At 62.2% G+C, this 15,221-nt stretch carries 14 protein-coding genes; 9 read left to right on the top strand and 5 right to left on the bottom strand.

The features are described 5' to 3' along the window. Positions 1-91: 91 nt before the first annotated feature. From WG900_RS15280 to WG900_RS15265, 4 genes are read left to right on the top strand one after another with little or no spacing between them, the layout of a single operon-like run. A complete protein-coding gene (locus WG900_RS15280; RefSeq protein ID WP_339968354.1) occupies positions 92-298 on the top strand; it encodes a cold-shock protein in 207 nt (68 codons plus the stop codon). A gap of 4 nt (positions 299-302) precedes the next feature. Continuing rightward, a complete protein-coding gene (gene infA / locus WG900_RS15275; protein WP_339968351.1) occupies positions 303-572 on the top strand; it encodes a translation initiation factor IF-1 in 270 nt (89 codons plus the stop codon). An 8-nt stretch (positions 573-580) separates the two neighbouring features. Further along, positions 581-772, top strand: coding sequence for a hypothetical protein (locus WG900_RS15270; protein ID WP_339968349.1), 192 nt, complete (start codon positions 581-583; stop codon positions 770-772). A 36-nt stretch (positions 773-808) separates the two neighbouring features. Beyond that, the gene (locus WG900_RS15265) at positions 809-1,018 is read left to right on the top strand and encodes a hypothetical protein (protein WP_339968347.1); all 210 of its coding nucleotides are present in this window, start codon (positions 809-811) and stop codon (positions 1,016-1,018) included. A 191-nt stretch (positions 1,019-1,209) separates the two neighbouring features. Here WG900_RS15265 and rpoC read toward each other — a convergent pair whose 3' ends face one another. From rpoC to WG900_RS15250, 3 genes are all read right to left on the bottom strand, one after another. Continuing rightward, positions 1,210-5,499 (bottom strand): DNA-directed RNA polymerase subunit beta', encoded by a 4,290-nt coding sequence (rpoC, locus tag WG900_RS15260; RefSeq protein ID WP_339968345.1) that lies wholly within the window; start codon positions 5,497-5,499, stop codon positions 1,210-1,212. A 74-nt stretch (positions 5,500-5,573) separates the two neighbouring features. Next, complete coding sequence (rpoB, locus tag WG900_RS15255; protein WP_339968343.1) at positions 5,574-9,737, bottom strand: DNA-directed RNA polymerase subunit beta; 4,164 nt, start codon at positions 9,735-9,737, stop codon at positions 5,574-5,576. 183 nt (positions 9,738-9,920) lie between these two features. Next, positions 9,921-10,172: a hypothetical protein gene (locus tag WG900_RS15250; protein ID WP_339968341.1), complete on the bottom strand. Its 252-nt coding sequence runs from the start codon at positions 10,170-10,172 to the stop codon at positions 9,921-9,923. A gap of 142 nt (positions 10,173-10,314) precedes the next feature. Between WG900_RS15250 and WG900_RS15245 the strand changes: the two genes are divergently transcribed. Beyond that, entirely contained in the window at positions 10,315-10,869 is a 555-nt protein-coding gene (locus WG900_RS15245; protein ID WP_339968339.1) for a DUF2975 domain-containing protein, read from the top strand. Further along, positions 10,869-11,102: a helix-turn-helix domain-containing protein gene (locus WG900_RS15240; RefSeq protein ID WP_339968337.1), complete on the top strand. Its 234-nt coding sequence runs from the start codon at positions 10,869-10,871 to the stop codon at positions 11,100-11,102. Before WG900_RS15245 ends, WG900_RS15240 begins: the two co-directional genes overlap by 1 nt. A 147-nt stretch (positions 11,103-11,249) precedes the next feature. Here the strand turns inward: WG900_RS15240 and WG900_RS15235 are convergent, their stop codons facing one another. Further along, positions 11,250-11,885, bottom strand: coding sequence for a methyltransferase family protein (locus WG900_RS15235; protein WP_339968335.1), 636 nt, complete (start codon positions 11,883-11,885; stop codon positions 11,250-11,252). Positions 11,886-11,985: 100 nt separating this feature from the next. Between WG900_RS15235 and WG900_RS15230 the strand changes: the two genes are divergently transcribed. From WG900_RS15230 to rplL, 3 genes are all read left to right on the top strand, one after another. Beyond that, positions 11,986-13,044, top strand: coding sequence for a 50S ribosomal protein L11 methyltransferase (locus WG900_RS15230; protein ID WP_339968333.1), 1,059 nt, complete (start codon positions 11,986-11,988; stop codon positions 13,042-13,044). Positions 13,045-13,387: 343 nt separating this feature from the next. Beyond that, positions 13,388-13,903 (top strand): 50S ribosomal protein L10, encoded by a 516-nt coding sequence (gene rplJ / locus WG900_RS15225; protein ID WP_339968331.1) that lies wholly within the window; start codon positions 13,388-13,390, stop codon positions 13,901-13,903. Positions 13,904-13,972: 69 nt separating this feature from the next. Then, positions 13,973-14,344 (top strand): 50S ribosomal protein L7/L12, encoded by a 372-nt coding sequence (gene rplL / locus WG900_RS15220; protein ID WP_339968328.1) that lies wholly within the window; start codon positions 13,973-13,975, stop codon positions 14,342-14,344. A 358-nt stretch (positions 14,345-14,702) separates the two neighbouring features. Here rplL and WG900_RS15215 read toward each other — a convergent pair whose 3' ends face one another. Then, a complete protein-coding gene (locus tag WG900_RS15215) occupies positions 14,703-15,134 on the bottom strand; it encodes a c-type cytochrome (RefSeq protein ID WP_339968326.1) in 432 nt (143 codons plus the stop codon). Positions 15,135-15,221: the final 87 nt, after the last annotated feature.

The raw sequence follows: 15,221 nt of genomic DNA, 5'->3' as shown, positions 1-15,221 counted from the left end.
CGGTCCTACGGCTCTTTGTTCCCTATCTCGCCTCTACGCTGCCCGCGGCACTCTGCCGGGGGTAAAAACTGGTTCGAGAAAGGAACTACCTATGCCTATCGGCACCGTAAAATTCTTCAATACTGAAAAAGGCTATGGCTTCATCGCTCCCGATGGCGGCGCTCCGGACAACTTCGTCCACATCAGCGCAGTCGAGCGTTCGGGCATGTCGACCCTGAACAAGGACCAGCGCGTCAAGTACGAGCTGGACACCGATCAGCGCGGCAAGACCTCTGCCGTGAATATCGAAGCAGCATAAGCTGATGGCCAAAGAGGAGCTACTGACCCTCGAAGGCCAGATCGATGAAATCTACCCCGATGGTCGTTTCGGCGTCATGCTTGAAAACAACCATCGGATCATCGCTTACACGGCCGGGAAGATGCGGAAATTCCGCATCCGCTCGGTCGTGGGCGATCGGGTTCGTGTCGAACTGACCCCTTACGACCTTGAAAAGGGCCGCATCGTGTTCCGTGACAAGGGTCCGGGCGGCGGCGGTATTCCGGGCGGACCAGCCGCACGCAAGCGTCGCTAGGCGCTGTGGTGCAACAGACCGTCTCGTTCTATCTCGAACAGGCCGCGCAGTGCGGCCGCGACGCCGTATCGGCCGCCTTGCCGCACCAGCGCGAGCGTGCCTTGCGATCGCAGGCTGCCTGGCAGAAGCTGGCTGACCAGCGCGGAGCCACGCAGGCCGAGCGCCTGCGCATTGAAAATGAAAAGGCCGAACGGGCCTGAAATCCCGGCATCGGTCCAGAAAAGGACTGCCAGACCATGAAGAAGGAAACTTCACACCCGTTCCTCATCGCCAAGGACGGCGAAGGCCACTATCGCCTGACCGTGCGTGAGACCCGCTACAATTCGCAGGGCTATCCGCTGATCAATTCGACGATGCAGACCGAACTGTTCCGCACCGCCAACGAAGCCCGCAGCTTTGCCCGCGCAAACTTCCGCGCCGAAGCCGGCCAGTTCACCACGAAGTAATTCTGACCAGGTAACTCTGGCGCTGGCGGCCCGGCCGCCGGTACGATGCACATCAAAAAGGCCCGCCGGATTGCTCCGGCGGGCCTTTTTGATGTTCCGGATCTGGTCCGGGGGCACGGGCCGGATTGCTCCGGCCAGTGAAGTGTCAGCGAGACTAGCGGGTCCCGGCTTTCGCCGGGACCCGCTGCTTATTATTCGCCAGCGGCTTCATCACCCTTGATCAGGTAATCGCCGGCATCCGCGTCGGTGCCGTGGGTTTCACCCTCGACTGCTGCAAGCGGATCGTCGCCGATTGCGGCTTCGGGGCCCTGGGCCAGCTCGGCGGCATGCTCTTCGGCTGCGGTATGCGGCGCGATGAGCGATTCCTGGAGCTTGCGGTACTGGGCACGAAGCGCTGCATCGCGGCTGCTGGCGGCAACGCGAAGCCGGTTCATGCCCGCACCCGTGCCGGCCGGGATCAGGCGGCCAACGATCACGTTTTCCTTCAGACCGATCAGCGAGTCCTTCTTTCCTTCAACCGCGGCCTGCGTGAGCACGCGGGTGGTTTCCTGGAACGAAGCGGCCGAGATGAACGAACGCGTCTGGAGCGAAGCCTTGGTGATCCCGAGCAGGATCGGCTTGCCCACGGCCGGCGTAAGACCCGGCGCCAGCTTGGCGTTGTATTCGTTCATTTCCTCGTAATCGAGCTGTTCGCCGGCGAGTAGGGTGGTGTCGCCGCCGTTGGTGATCTCAACCTTCTGCAGCATCTGGCGAACGATCACCTCGATGTGCTTGTCGTTGATCTTCACGCCCTGCAAGCGATAGACTTCCTGGATTTCCGCGCAGAGATATTCGGCCAGCGCTTCGACGCCGAGCACTTCGAGAATATCGTGCGGGTTGGGCGAGCCTGAAATCAGGTTGTCGCCCTTCTTGACCCAGTCGCCTTCCTGAACGTCGATGACCTTCGACTTCGGGATCAGGTATTCTACCGGTTCGCCTTCCTCAGGGATGATCGCAATCTTGCGCTTCGCCTTGTAGTCGCGGACGAATTCGATCCGGCCCGAGGTCTTGGCAATAACCGCATTGTCCTTGGGAATGCGGGCTTCGAACAGTTCGGCAACACGCGGCAGACCGCCGGTGATGTCGCGCGTCTTCGAAGCTTCGCGGCTGGCACGTGCAAGCACGTCACCGGCTTCAACCTTCTGGCCGTCCTCGACCGAAAGGGTCGTACCGGGAGCGAGCAGATAGCGGGCCGCTTCGCCCGACTGGTCGTCAAGCAGAGTCATGCGCGGACGCAGGTCATCCTTCTTGGACCGGCTGGTCGAACGGTTTTCGGTGACGATGCGGCTGCTCATGCCGGTCGCTTCGTCGCTCCGCTCTTCCATGGTGCGGCCTTCGATGAGGTCCTGGTACTTCACGATACCCGGCTTTTCCGTGATCACCGGCAGGGTGAACGGATCCCACTCGGCCAGACGATCGCCTTCCTTCACCTTGCCGCCATCCTTGTGCAGCAGGTGCGTACCGTAAGGCACGCGGTGGATCGCGCGTTCACGGCCATCGTTGTCGATGACAATGATCTCGCCGTTACGGGCAAGGCTGAGCAGGCGGCCACGCGAATCGACGATCGTCGGGATGTCACGGTACTGGACCGTGCCGTCGCTGATCGCTTCGAGGTGCGAGGTTTCGTTGACCTGCGCCGCGCCGCCGATGTGGAAGGTTCGCATGGTCAGCTGGGTGCCGGGTTCACCGATCGATTGGGCAGCGATAACGCCGACCGCTTCACCGATGTTCACCGGAGTACCACGGGCAAGGTCACGGCCATAGCAGGTCGCGCAGACGCCCTGTTCGGCCTCGCAGATCAGCGGGCTGCGGATCTTCACCGCCTGCACACCGGTCGCTTCGACCGCAGCTGTCGCCGATTCGTCCAGCAGCGTACCGCCGGGCATGATCACCGTACCGTCCTTTTCGACGATGTCTTCGGCCAGGGTACGGCCAAGGATACGCTCGCCAAGCGAGGCAATAACCGAGCCGCCCTGAACGATCGCGCGCATTTCAAGCGCCCGTTCGGTACCGCAATCGTCGATGACGACAACGCAGTCCTGCGACACGTCGACGAGACGGCGGGTCAGATAACCCGAGTTTGCGGTCTTCAACGCGGTATCCGCAAGGCCCTTACGAGCGCCGTGGGTCGAGTTGAAGTATTCAAGAACGGTCAGGCCTTCCTTGAAGTTCGAAATGATCGGCGTCTCGATGATTTCGCCCGACGGCTTGGCCATGAGGCCGCGCATACCGGCGAGCTGCTTCATCTGGGTTGGCGAACCACGCGCGCCCGAGTGGCTCATCATGTAGATCGAATTGATCGGCTTCTGGCGGCCCGTTTCCGGATCGATCGGCGAAGCGCGAATTTCGTCCATCATGGCGTTGGCCACCTGGTCGCCGCAACGGCTCCAGGCGTCGATCACCTTGTTGTACTTTTCCTGCTGGGTGATCAGGCCGTCCTGGTACTGCTGCTCGTAGTCGGCAACCAGTTCCTTGGTGCTGGCGATCAGTTCATCCTTGCTGTCAGGGATGATCATGTCGTCCTTGCCGAACGAGATGCCCGCCTTGAACGCGTGGCGGAAGCCCAGCGTCATGATGGCGTCGGCGAACAGCACCGTGTCCTTCTGGCCGGTGTGGCGATAGACCTGATCGATGACGTCGCCGATGTCCTTCTTGGTCAGCACCTTGTTGACCACGTCGAAGGGAACGGTGTGCGACTTCGGCAGGCATTCGCCGATGAGCATACGGCCCGGGGTGGTTTCATAGCGCACCATGCGCTCCACCTTGTCCTCGCCGGTCTGCGGCACGCGGGCGATGATCTTGGAGTGCAGCGTCACCGCCTTCACTTCCAGCGCCTGGTGCACTTCGGCCATGTCCGACAGCATCATGCCCTGGCCCGGCTCACCTTCGCGGTCGAGCGAGAGGTAGTACAGGCCGAGAACCATGTCCTGCGAAGGAACGATGATCGGCTTGCCGTTGGCGGGCGAGAGGATGTTGTTGGTCGACATCATCAGCACGCGCGCTTCAAGCTGGGCTTCCAGCGAGAGCGGCACGTGGACGGCCATCTGGTCACCGTCGAAGTCGGCGTTGAAGGCCGAGCAGACGAGCGGGTGCAGCTGGATTGCCTTGCCTTCGATCAGCACGGGCTCGAACGCCTGAATACCAAGACGGTGCAGCGTAGGCGCGCGGTTGAGCATCACCGGGTGTTCGCGGATCACTTCGTCAAGGATGTCCCAGACTTCCTTGCGTTCCTTTTCGACCCACTTCTTCGCCTGCTTCAGGGTCATCGACAGACCCTTGGCATCGAGACGTGCGTAGATGAACGGCTTGAACAGTTCGAGCGCCATCTTCTTGGGCAGGCCGCACTGGTGCAGCTTGAGTTCGGGCCCGGTCACGATGACCGAACGGCCCGAATAGTCGACGCGCTTGCCGAGCAGGTTCTGACGGAAGCGGCCCTGCTTGCCCTTGAGCATGTCGGACAGCGACTTCAGCGGGCGCTTGTTGGCACCGGTGATGACGCGGCCGCGACGGCCGTTGTCGAACAGGGCGTCAACGGCTTCCTGCAGCATGCGCTTTTCGTTGCGAACGATGATGTCCGGCGCGCGCAGCTCGATCAGGCGCTTCAGGCGGTTGTTGCGGTTGATCACGCGGCGATAGAGATCGTTGAGATCCGACGTCGCGAAGCGGCCACCGTCAAGCGGCACCAGCGGGCGCAGTTCGGGCGGAATGACCGGGATCACGTCAAGGATCATCCATTCGGGGCGGTTGCCCGAATCGATGAAGCTTTCGACGACCTTGAGCCGCTTGATGATCTTCTTGGGCTTCAGTTCGCTCTTGGTGACGGCGAGCTCGTCAAGCAGGTCCTGACGTTCCTGCACGAGGTCGAGGTCCATGAGCATGAACTTGACCGCTTCGGCGCCGATGCCGGCCGAGAAGGCATCTTCGCCGTACTCGTCCTGGTATTCGTACAGCTCGTCTTCGGTGATCAGCTGGAACTTCTCGAGCGGGGTCAGGCCTGGCTCGGTAACGATGTAGCTTTCGAAGTAGAGTACACGCTCAAGCTGCTTGAGCTGCATGTCGAGCAGCAGGCCGATGCGCGAAGGCAGCGACTTGAGGAACCAGATGTGCGCGACCGGCGCGGCCAGTTCGATGTGGCCCATGCGTTCGCGGCGGACCTTGGTCACGGTGACTTCGACACCGCACTTTTCGCAGACGACGCCCTTGTACTTCATGCGCTTGTACTTGCCGCACAGGCACTCGTAGTCCTTCACCGGGCCGAAGATGCGGGCGCAGAACAGGCCGTCGCGTTCGGGCTTGAAGGTACGATAGTTGATCGTTTCCGGCTTCTTGATTTCGCCGAACGACCACGAGCGGATACGCTCGGGGCTGGCGATGCCGATCTGGATCTGGTCGAAGGTTTCGGGCTTCGCCATCTGGTTCGTGAACTTGGTAAGATCGTTCATGGTTCTTTTCCCTTACGGGTGAAATTCTATGGGCGGTGCAAGGTTGGGGGCGGCGCGGTGGCCGCCCGTGTGCCTTATTCCGCTGCCTCCGCGAGCCCGTCGTCGTCTTCGCTTTCAGCCAGCGAGGACAGGTCCACGTTGAGACCCAGCGAGCGCATTTCCTTGACGAGAACGTTGAAGCTCTCGGGAATGCCCGCCTCGAAGGTATCGTCACCCTTGACGATGGCCTCATAGACCTTGGTGCGTCCGACAACGTCGTCCGACTTAACTGTGAGCATTTCCTGCAAGGTATAGGCGGCGCCATAGGCCTGGAGTGCCCAGACCTCCATTTCGCCGAAGCGCTGACCACCGAACTGCGCCTTGCCGCCCAGCGGCTGCTGGGTGACGAGCGAGTAGGGCCCGATCGAACGTGCGTGGATCTTGTCGTCAACAAGGTGGTGGAGCTTCAGCATGTAGATGTAGCCCACGGTCACCTTGCGGTCGAACGAGTCACCGGTGCGTCCGTCATACAGCGTGACCTGACCGGACGTATCGAGCCCTGCCATTTCCAGCATGGCGGAGACGTCGGCTTCGCGGGCACCGTCGAATACCGGGGTGCCCATCGGCACGCCGTTCTTCAGCAGCTGCGCCATGTCGACGATTTCGTCGACCGAACGTGCGTCGATCTGTTCGTGATAGGTCTCGCCGTAGATTTCCTTGAGCTTGTCGACCAGCGCGGTCGGCGGAGCCATGGCTTCCGGATCCGGGTTGGCATGGCGCCATGCGGCAAGCGCTTCGGTAACCTGCTGACCAAGACCGCGCGCGGCCCAGCCCAGATGGGTTTCGAAGATCTGTCCGACGTTCATGCGGCTCGGCACGCCCAGCGGGTTGAGCACGATGTCGACCGGGGTACCGTCTTCAAGGAAGGGCATGTCTTCCTGCGGCAGGATCCGCGAGATGACACCCTTGTTGCCGTGACGGCCGGCCATCTTGTCACCCGGCTGCAGCTTGCGCTTCACCGCGACGAAGACCTTGACCATCTTGAGCACGCCCGGGGCGAGTTCATCACCGCGTTCGAGCTTTTCCTTGCGGTCCTCGAACTTCTCCTGGATCGCCTTGACCGTCTCGTCGTACTGGGCCTTCACGGCTTCGAGCTGGCCCTGCACGCGGTCGTCAGCGACCGCGAACTTCCACCATTCGTGACGTTCCACTTCGGCGAGGTTTTCCTCGTCGATGGTGTCGCCCTTCTTGAAGCCCTTGGGCGCCGATGCGGCAACCTGGCCGATCAGCATGTCGCGCAGGCGGTTGTAGGTGGCACGGTTGAGAATGCCGCGTTCGTCCTCGCGGTCCTTGGCGAGGCGTTCAATTTCCTCGTTCTGGATCGCGCGGGTACGGTCATCGATCTCGATGCCGTGACGGTTGAACACGCGCACGTCGATGATCGTGCCCGAAACGCCCGGCGGCAGACGCAGCGAGGTGTCGCGCACGTCGCTGGCCTTTTCACCGAAGATGGCGCGCAGAAGCTTTTCTTCCGGCGTCATCGGGCTTTCGCCCTTCGGCGTGATCTTGCCGACGAGGATGTCACCCGGGTGCACTTCGGCGCCGATGTAGACGATGCCCGCTTCGTCGAGGTTGCGCAGGGCTTCCTCGCCGACGTTGGGAATGTCGCGGGTGATGTCTTCAGGCCCAAGCTTGGTGTCGCGGGCCATGACTTCGAAGTCATCGATGTGGATCGAGGTGAACACGTCGTCCTTGACGATGCGCTCGCTGATCAGGATCGAGTCTTCGTAGTTGTAGCCATTCCACGGCATGAAGGCGACGAGGCTGTTGCGGCCCAGTGCGAGTTCGCCCAGCTCGGTCGAGGGACCGTCAGCCAGAATGTCGCCGGCGTCGACCACATCGCCCACCTTCACAAGCGGGCGCTGGTTGATGCAGGTCGACTGGTTGGACCGTTCGAACTTCTGGAGGCGGTAGATGTCGACGCCGGACTGGCCGGGTTCGATATCGCCCGAGGCGCGGATGACGATACGCGTGGCGTCGACCTGATCGACGATGCCGCCGCGGAGCGCTGCGATGGCAGCGCCCGAATCGCGGGCCACGGTTTCTTCCATGCCGGTGCCGACAAACGGGGCTTCGGCCTGAACCAGCGGCACCGCCTGGCGCTGCATGTTCGAACCCATGAGCGCGCGGTTGGCGTCATCGTTTTCCAGGAACGGAATGAGCGAGGCGGCGACCGAAACCAGCTGCTTGGGGCTGACGTCCATCAGCGTCACATGCTCGCGCGGCGCCATGACGAATTCGCCGGCTTCACGGGCCGAGATCAGCTCGTCAACGAAGGAGCCGTCGGCGTTGAGTTCGGCCGAGGCCTGCGCGACGGTGTTCTTCTGCTCTTCCATCGCCGAAAGGTAGACGACTTCCGAGGTCACCTTGCCGTCGATGACCTTGCGGTACGGGGTTTCGATGAAGCCGTACTTGTTGACGCGGGCGAAGGTCGACAGCGAGTTGATCAGACCGATGTTCGGGCCTTCCGGCGTTTCAATCGGGCAGATGCGGCCATAGTGCGTCGGGTGAACGTCGCGGACTTCGAAGCCGGCGCGCTCACGGGTGAGACCACCCGGTCCGAGCGCCGAGACACGGCGCTTGTGGGTGACTTCCGACAGCGGGTTGGTCTGATCCATGAACTGCGAGAGCTGGCTGGAACCGAAGAACTCGCGCACGGCGGCCACGGCCGGCTTGGCGTTGATCAGGTCGTTCGGCATGACAGTCGACACGTCGACCGAGCTCATGCGTTCCTTGACAGCGCGTTCCATGCGCAGCAGGCCGACGCGGTACTGGTTTTCCAGCAGCTCGCCCACCGAACGGACACGGCGGTTGCCGAGGTTGTCGATATCGTCGACTTCGCCCTTGCCGTCCTTCAGGTTCACCAGTTCCTTGACCACGGCGAGGATGTCCTCGGTGCGCAGGGTGGTGACGGTGTCTTCGGCATCAAGCTGCAGACGCATGTTAAGCTTGACGCGGCCCACGGCCGAAAGGTCATAGCGCTCGCCGTCGAAGAACAGGCCTTCGAACAGGGCTTCGGCGGTTTCGCGCGTCGGCGGCTCACCGGGGCGCATGACGCGGTAGATGTCGGCCAGCGCGTGGTCACGGTCGGGCGACTTGTCGGCCAGCAGCGTGTTGCGGATCCACGGGCCGGTCGAAACATGGTCGATGTCGAGCAGTTCGAGGCGGTCAATGCCTGCATTGTCGAGCGCGTCGAGGTTCTCGGGCGAGACTTCCTCGCCGGCTTCGATCCAGATGCGGCCAGTCTTTTCGTCGATCAGGTCATGCGCGGCATAGCGGCCGAACACTTCCTCGGTCGGGATGAGCAGGGTGGCGAGGCCATCCTTTTCCGCCTTGTTGGCAGCGCGCGGGCTGATCTTGGTGCCGGCGGGGAAGATCACTTCGCCCGACTTGGCGTCGACGATGTCAAACTGCGGCTTGGTGCCGCGCCATTGTTCGGCAGAGAAAGGCACGCGCCAGCCGCCTTCGCCGCGCTCCCAGACGATCGTCTGGTAGAAGTGGCTGAGGATTTCCTCGTCGCCCAGGCCCAGCGCGTGGAGCAGCGCGGTGACCGGCAGCTTGCGCTTGCGGTCGATACGGACGTTGACGATGTCCTTGGCGTCGAATTCGAAATCGAGCCACGAACCGCGATACGGGATCACGCGGGCTGCAAACAGGTACTTGCCCGAGGAGTGCGTCTTGCCGCGGTCATGGTCGAACAGCACGCCCGGCGAACGGTGCATCTGCGAAACGATGACGCGTTCGGTACCATTGATGAAGAAGGTGCCGTTCTCCGTCATCAGGGGCATGTCACCCATGTAGACGTCCTGCTCCTTGATATCGAGGACCGAACGGGTTTCCGTTTCGGCGTCCACTTCGAACACGATCAGGCGCAGCGTGACCTTCATCGGCGCCGCATAGGTGATGCCGCGCTGGCGGCATTCGGTGACGTCGTACTTGGGGTCTTCGAGTTCGTAGTGAACGAAGTCCAGTTCGCTGGTGCCGGCGAAGTCGCGGATCGGGAAGACCGACCGCAGCGTCTTTTCCAGGCCCGAAACATAGCCGGTGGCCGGGTTCGAACGCAGGAACTGTTCATAGCTCTCGCGTTGGACCTCGATCAGGTTGGGCATTTGCACGACTTCGTGGATGTCACCGAAGATCTTGCGGATGCGCCGCTTGGACTGGCCGCGGGGTGCTGCGGACTGGGGCTTCTTCGCCATGAGGGTGTCTTGCCTCTTTGCTCTAGTGCTGCCGGAAAAGTCCGGCGGAAAAATCTGCCACACGCAGGTGATGGCACCATCTTTCCTGAATTCAGGCCCGATGCGAGCCCGATCAGAGACGACAAAAGGCCGCACGGCACACGGATTCCCGAATCGGGTATCCACGGCCTGCAGCCTGTCGCGTCAGATGGAAAACCCGCCGCTTCCTTTCTGTGGAGCCTCCCTGCGCATGGAAACTCCTTGCTCGAAGCGAACGAGCGAGGGGCGCGTATAGGCGCGGGGGTCCGCCAGTGTCAACCAAGGCCGGGAGGGCGAAGTGGCGGAAAGCGGCGGTTTCGAGCGCAATTTCGCAAAACGATAAGAAGAATATCGTTTTTCGATATTATCGATTGACAATATGCCCGAATCACCATATTGATTATCGATATTGACCATATCGGAGAACAACAATGACCCGCTTCCAGACCTCGCAAGCCCTTTCGATCCTCGCCTCGCTGGCCGTTGTCGCTGCCATGTGGCTGCCGACGATCCAGATCCCCGGCATCGCCTGACCTCAAGGTTTGAAGGGACAACCATCATGACCACAGAGACGCAAAGCGACCTGCTGCTCAAGTCGGCGCGTCTGCTGGTGATCCTGGGCCAGATCATCATCATGATCGCCAGCATCGGCATAGCCATCGGCATCGGCGCCCTGCTCACGGTAGGCCGCAATGAGGTTTATGAGCGGATCGCCCAGGTCGGTGCGCCCGATGTGGCTTTCCCGCTGACGGTCCTCGCCTTCGCGCTGATCATCGTGATGCTGCAGATCGGCTACCGCTTCCTCAAGAACCTTGGCGGCATCATTGCCACGGTCGGCCAGGGCGATCCCTTCGCCTTGCAGAACGCGGAGCGGCTGAGCCGCATGGGCTGGCTCACGGTGGCCGGTCATGTCCTCGGCATCGGCCTCGGAGCAATGGCGGCATGGTTCATGCCGTACCTCGTCAAGCTCGACGGCGCGAAAGGGCACCATGATTACGACTTGGGCTTCGGCGTCGGCCTTGGCGGCATCCTGCTCACGCTGATCCTGTTCATCCTTGCCCGCGTGTTCCGCGAAGGCGCGAAGATGCGCGAAGAGCTGGAAGGAACCGTGTGATGGCAGACGACACCCAGACGGAAAGGACCCGCATCGTGGTCAAGCTCGACGACCTGCTCCACGCCCGCCGCATGACGCTGACCGAACTGGCCGAACGCGTCGACATTACCCTCGCCAACCTGTCGATCCTCAAGACCGGCAAGGCCAAGGCCATCCGCTTCTCGACGCTGGAATCGATCTGCGAAGTGCTGGACTGCCAGCCGGGCGACCTGCTGGGCTTTGAGGCGGATTAATCGGAATACCGGCTGACCGGGCCATTGGTCCCCCGGCCCGGTCAGACGGAAAAGGGCGGTCCCCACCGGGGCCGCCCTTTTTTTCGTGCGCCTCACGGCGGTGCGGAAAGTCCATCCGTCCTTTCCTTGCGGCACCGGCAAAGACTCTCAGAACACCCCGGGAATCAGCCGCCACTTCACCTTGGTCATATACTCACTATAGGCTGGGTCCTGCGACAGGACGCGCTCTTCGGCCTTGATGCGCAGGATCTGGGCCCACCAGCCGATCGCGTAGATCAGCAGGTTGATCGGCATGAACATCAAAAGCAGCAGCGACACGTGAACGATGCCATAGCCGACGTACATCGGGTGGCGGACATATTTATAGGGGCCCGAAATCTTCACGCCGCGGTTGGCCGGGGCAACCCCGAACGAGCGGCGCAGCACAAGCTTGGCCCACAGCTGGAACAGGTTGCCGCCGATGAACAGCAGCACGCCCACGGTGACCAGCGATTCCGACAGGACATAACCCGGCACGATCAGCAGGCCGGCGCAGGTTGCGGTCATGGCCAGCATCCAGTCGCCAAGCCGCATCGACAGGCGCGTGGTTGGCCGGCGGATCAGCGTGAAGAAGGCAATGGTCGATTCCGAAAGGAGCAACAGCGGCGCCCACGGATTGTCCGAAAGGTCGACGCGCCAGGCCAGGAATGCCCAGAGAATAACGATCGCCACTTGCTCGGCGCGATCGGCAAAAGCGGGGCTCAGCCAGCTCCCGGGTTTGCTTTCTACTGCTGTGCTATCCATAGCGCCCGAATTCCTTGATTGCTGGCACAGGCGGATTTGGCATGACATGGTTAAGAATAGATTGCCGGACGTCGTATAAATACCGGGGAGGCGCGGACTCATGACAACCGAAATGACCTCCAACAAGACCGGCGATACAGCGACCTGGAACAGGCAGGATCACCCCGGAAAGCTGCTGCGTATCGGCGGTTCGCTGATCGACAACGGCCGCGGCGACAAGGCGCGCACCATGGCGATCGAGGCGCTGGGTGACCGGCCGGACGATCCGCTGCTCGCCGCCGTGGCCCGACGCATCTTCCAGTACGAAATGCCCGGCTTCCACCGTGACATGCTGCTCGACCGGGCGCGCAACGCCGCGTACCGCACCGCGATTGAGGCCAGCGCGCGCGGGCGCACCGTGCTCGACATCGGCACCGGATCGGGATTGCTGGCGATCATGGCGGCCAAGGCCGGCGCCGCCCATGTCTATGCCTGCGAGGCGAATGCCATGCTCGCCGCCACGGCGCGCACCATTGTCGAGGCCAACGGCCTGTCGGACCGGATCACGATCTTTACCACGCACTCCTCACGGCTGGACCGCAATCAGGATCTGGGCGGCGGGGTGGACCTCGTCGTCTCCGAAGTCTTTGCCGATGACCTACTTGGCGAATATGTCCTGCCGACGCTTGATCACGCGCGCGCCGAGCTTTGCGCGCCGGGCGCGATCATCCTGCCCGAAAGCGCCGAGATCATGGTCGCGTTGGCTGACTATCCGCAAAAGCCCGCCGACCTTTCCGACATCGAAGGCGTCGACCTCTCGCTGTTCACCCCGCACGCGCGGCTGCATCCCACGGTGCGGAATGGCGATCCCAGCTTCATCGTGCGCAGCGATCCCGCGTCGATGTTCCACTTCGATTTCTCGCAAGGCATAGCCAGCCAGCGCCAGTCGAGCGTCACTCTGCAATCGCACGGCGGCAGCGTGGGCGGCATAGCACAGTGGCTGCGGATTGGCTTCGGCGGCGGCGTGGCTTATGAAAACGCGCCCGGCGGCGACAGCGATGCCCATTGGGGCGTGTGCTGGACCCCGCTGACCGAAGTGCTTGAAACGCGGGCCGGCGAAAGCTTCGACGTGGGCGGCTGGCATGACGAGGTGGCCTTGGTCCTGTGGGACGAAGGCTGAAGTCCAACTCAGGGCCAGACTCACGCTTTCGTTGACTTCGCCGCCCGTGCTGCTATTGGCGCGCTCCTGACCGGCAGGCCAAGAGCAATCCGCACTTGCCGATCATCCGTCCGAGACAGTTGCTGAGGGTTCCCCTCTTAATTTGCAGCCTAGACGGGGAAAAGAGATTCTCCGGCCCTTCGCTCCATGGTGAGTGTGGTGCCAAATCCACGGTTTTCCGTGGCTCCTTCCCCCATCGACGGACTCGCCCGTGCCATTTTTGGCATGGACAAACGTAGCCGGCCGTTCGGGGCCAGTCCTTGTTTGGACAATTCCCGTACGGCCATGTGTGAAGGAGTAAGGCATGGATCGTTCGCAGAAAGCTGATTCGGTCGCTTCGCTCAACGCAACCTTCAACGAGGTCGGCGTGGTGGTCATCACCCGCAACCTTGGCATGACCGTGGCTCAGACCACGGCCCTGCGCGTGAAGATGCGTGAGTCGGGTGCATCGTTCAAGGTTTCCAAGAACTCTCTTGCCAAGCTTGCCATCGTAGACACGAACTATGCAGGGATCAGTGAGCTTCTCACCGGTCCCGTAGCCCTGGCGACTTCGGTCGATCCGGTTGCTGCAGCAAAGATCACGGTCGAATTCGCCAAGACCAACGACAAGTTGGAAATCGTTGGCGGCGCGATGGGTTCGATGATTCTGGATGCTGATGGTGTCAAGGCGCTCGCCTCGATGCCCTCGCTCGACGAACTTCGGGCAAAGCTTGTTGGCCTCGTTCAGGCACCGGCAACGAAGATCGCCCAGCTCGCAACCGCTCCGGCGGCCAAGCTGGCGCGCGTCTTTGGCGCCTACGCCACGAAAGAAGCCGCGTAAGACAGTGCAACGATTTTGCCGGGCAGCCCGCTCTGGGCACCCGGTCCCAACCAATTGGAGTGAAACATCATGGCTGACATCGCCAAGCTTGTAGAAGAACTTTCGAAGCTGACCGTCCTTGAGGCGGCTGACCTTGCCAAGGCACTGGAAGAAGCATGGGGCGTTTCCGCCGCTGCTGCGGTTGCCGTAGCCGGCCCTGCCGCTGCGCCTGCCGAAGCTGCTGAAGAGCAGACCGAATTCGACGTCATCCTGACCGGCGACGGCGGCAACAAGATCGCCGTCATCAAGGAAGTCCGTGCGATCACCGCTCTGGGCCTCACCGAAGCCAAGGCGCTGGTGGAAGCCGCTCCGAAGGCGATCAAGGAAGGCGTCAACAAGGCTGAAGCCGAAGAAATCAAGAACAAGATCGTTGCCGCTGGCGGCACGGTCGAAGTCAAGTAAGCTTCGCTTCTTGCATTCAGGAAAGGGCGGTCCCTCGGGGCCGCCCTTTTTTTGTCCGCCTTCCGGCGGTGCGTAAAAGCCGTCCGGCTTTCCTACTACAAAAATTTCGGACGGCTTTTCCGAACCGCCGTCGGGCCTGATGATCAGCAATGTCAGCTTCAGCCGGCCATTGGCGACCTTTTCGGTGCTCGCGATGATCGCACTGGCCGAGGATTCGCCCCGTCTCGCCCGGGCGCTGAGCGGCGCGCTGGCATCGCTGCGCGAACGCGAACGCAGCCGCCAGTTCACGCCGGTCGGAGTTTACCCGTGGCGCTTCCCCGAAGCGAACCAGGCCGCCGCGAGCAAAGCGCCGGGCCGCTTACTTCAGCGTCTTGAGGAACTCGATCACTTCCTTGCGCTTGGCCGCATCGGCCATGCCCGCATAGGTCATCTTGGTGCCCGGAACGTGCTTCATCGGCGCGGTCAGATAGCTGTCGAGCGTCGCATCATCCCAGGTCAGGCCCGAAGCCTTCATGGCTTCCGAATAGGCATAGGCCGGGCCGGTCGCGGCCTTGCGGCCATAGACGGCGAACAGGCTGGGTCCGACGGCGTTCACGCCGGGCTTGATCGCATGGCACGTGGCGCACTGGGCGAAGGCTGCCGGGGCCAAAGCGAGGCTGGGGCCGGTTGCAGCGGGAGGAGTCCCCGCTTCGGCCTGACCTGCGGGCTCAGCAGGCGCTTCGGTCTTTTCCGCACCGCCACCGCAGGCAGACAGCAGGAGCAGGAGGGCAGGGGCAAAAGTCTGGCGCATCGAAACGTTCCTTCATGGGCGGGACACCCGGCGCCATGCGATGCCAATCCGCCGCCGTCAACGCCCTGACGCGCGCAAAATCCGCCT

It is taken from the genome of Novosphingobium aquae (assembly GCF_037572715.1).
Lineage (GTDB): Bacteria > Pseudomonadota > Alphaproteobacteria > Sphingomonadales > Sphingomonadaceae > Novosphingobium > Novosphingobium aquae.
The sequence above is the reverse complement of the archived record's forward strand: the minus strand, read 5'-3'. Positions and strand labels throughout refer to the sequence as shown.

Coding starts and splice junctions, on each gene's coding strand:
- WG900_RS15280 (WP_339968354.1), top strand. CDS start 92: ATGCCTATCGGCACCGTAAAATTCTTCAATACTGAAAAAGGCTATGGC.
- infA (WP_339968351.1), top strand. CDS start 303: ATGGCCAAAGAGGAGCTACTGACCCTCGAAGGCCAGATCGATGAAATC.
- WG900_RS15265 (WP_339968347.1), top strand. CDS start 809: ATGAAGAAGGAAACTTCACACCCGTTCCTCATCGCCAAGGACGGCGAA.
- rpoC (WP_339968345.1), bottom strand. CDS start 5,499: ATGAACGATCTTACCAAGTTCACGAACCAGATGGCGAAGCCCGAAACC.
- rpoB (WP_339968343.1), bottom strand. CDS start 9,737: ATGGCGAAGAAGCCCCAGTCCGCAGCACCCCGCGGCCAGTCCAAGCGG.
- WG900_RS15250 (WP_339968341.1), bottom strand. CDS start 10,172: ATGGTCAATATCGATAATCAATATGGTGATTCGGGCATATTGTCAATC.
- WG900_RS15245 (WP_339968339.1), top strand. CDS start 10,315: ATGACCACAGAGACGCAAAGCGACCTGCTGCTCAAGTCGGCGCGTCTG.
- WG900_RS15240 (WP_339968337.1), top strand. CDS start 10,869: ATGGCAGACGACACCCAGACGGAAAGGACCCGCATCGTGGTCAAGCTC.
- WG900_RS15235 (WP_339968335.1), bottom strand. CDS start 11,885: ATGGATAGCACAGCAGTAGAAAGCAAACCCGGGAGCTGGCTGAGCCCC.
- WG900_RS15230 (WP_339968333.1), top strand. CDS start 11,986: ATGACAACCGAAATGACCTCCAACAAGACCGGCGATACAGCGACCTGG.
- rplJ (WP_339968331.1), top strand. CDS start 13,388: ATGGATCGTTCGCAGAAAGCTGATTCGGTCGCTTCGCTCAACGCAACC.
- rplL (WP_339968328.1), top strand. CDS start 13,973: ATGGCTGACATCGCCAAGCTTGTAGAAGAACTTTCGAAGCTGACCGTC.
- WG900_RS15215 (WP_339968326.1), bottom strand. CDS start 15,134: ATGCGCCAGACTTTTGCCCCTGCCCTCCTGCTCCTGCTGTCTGCCTGC.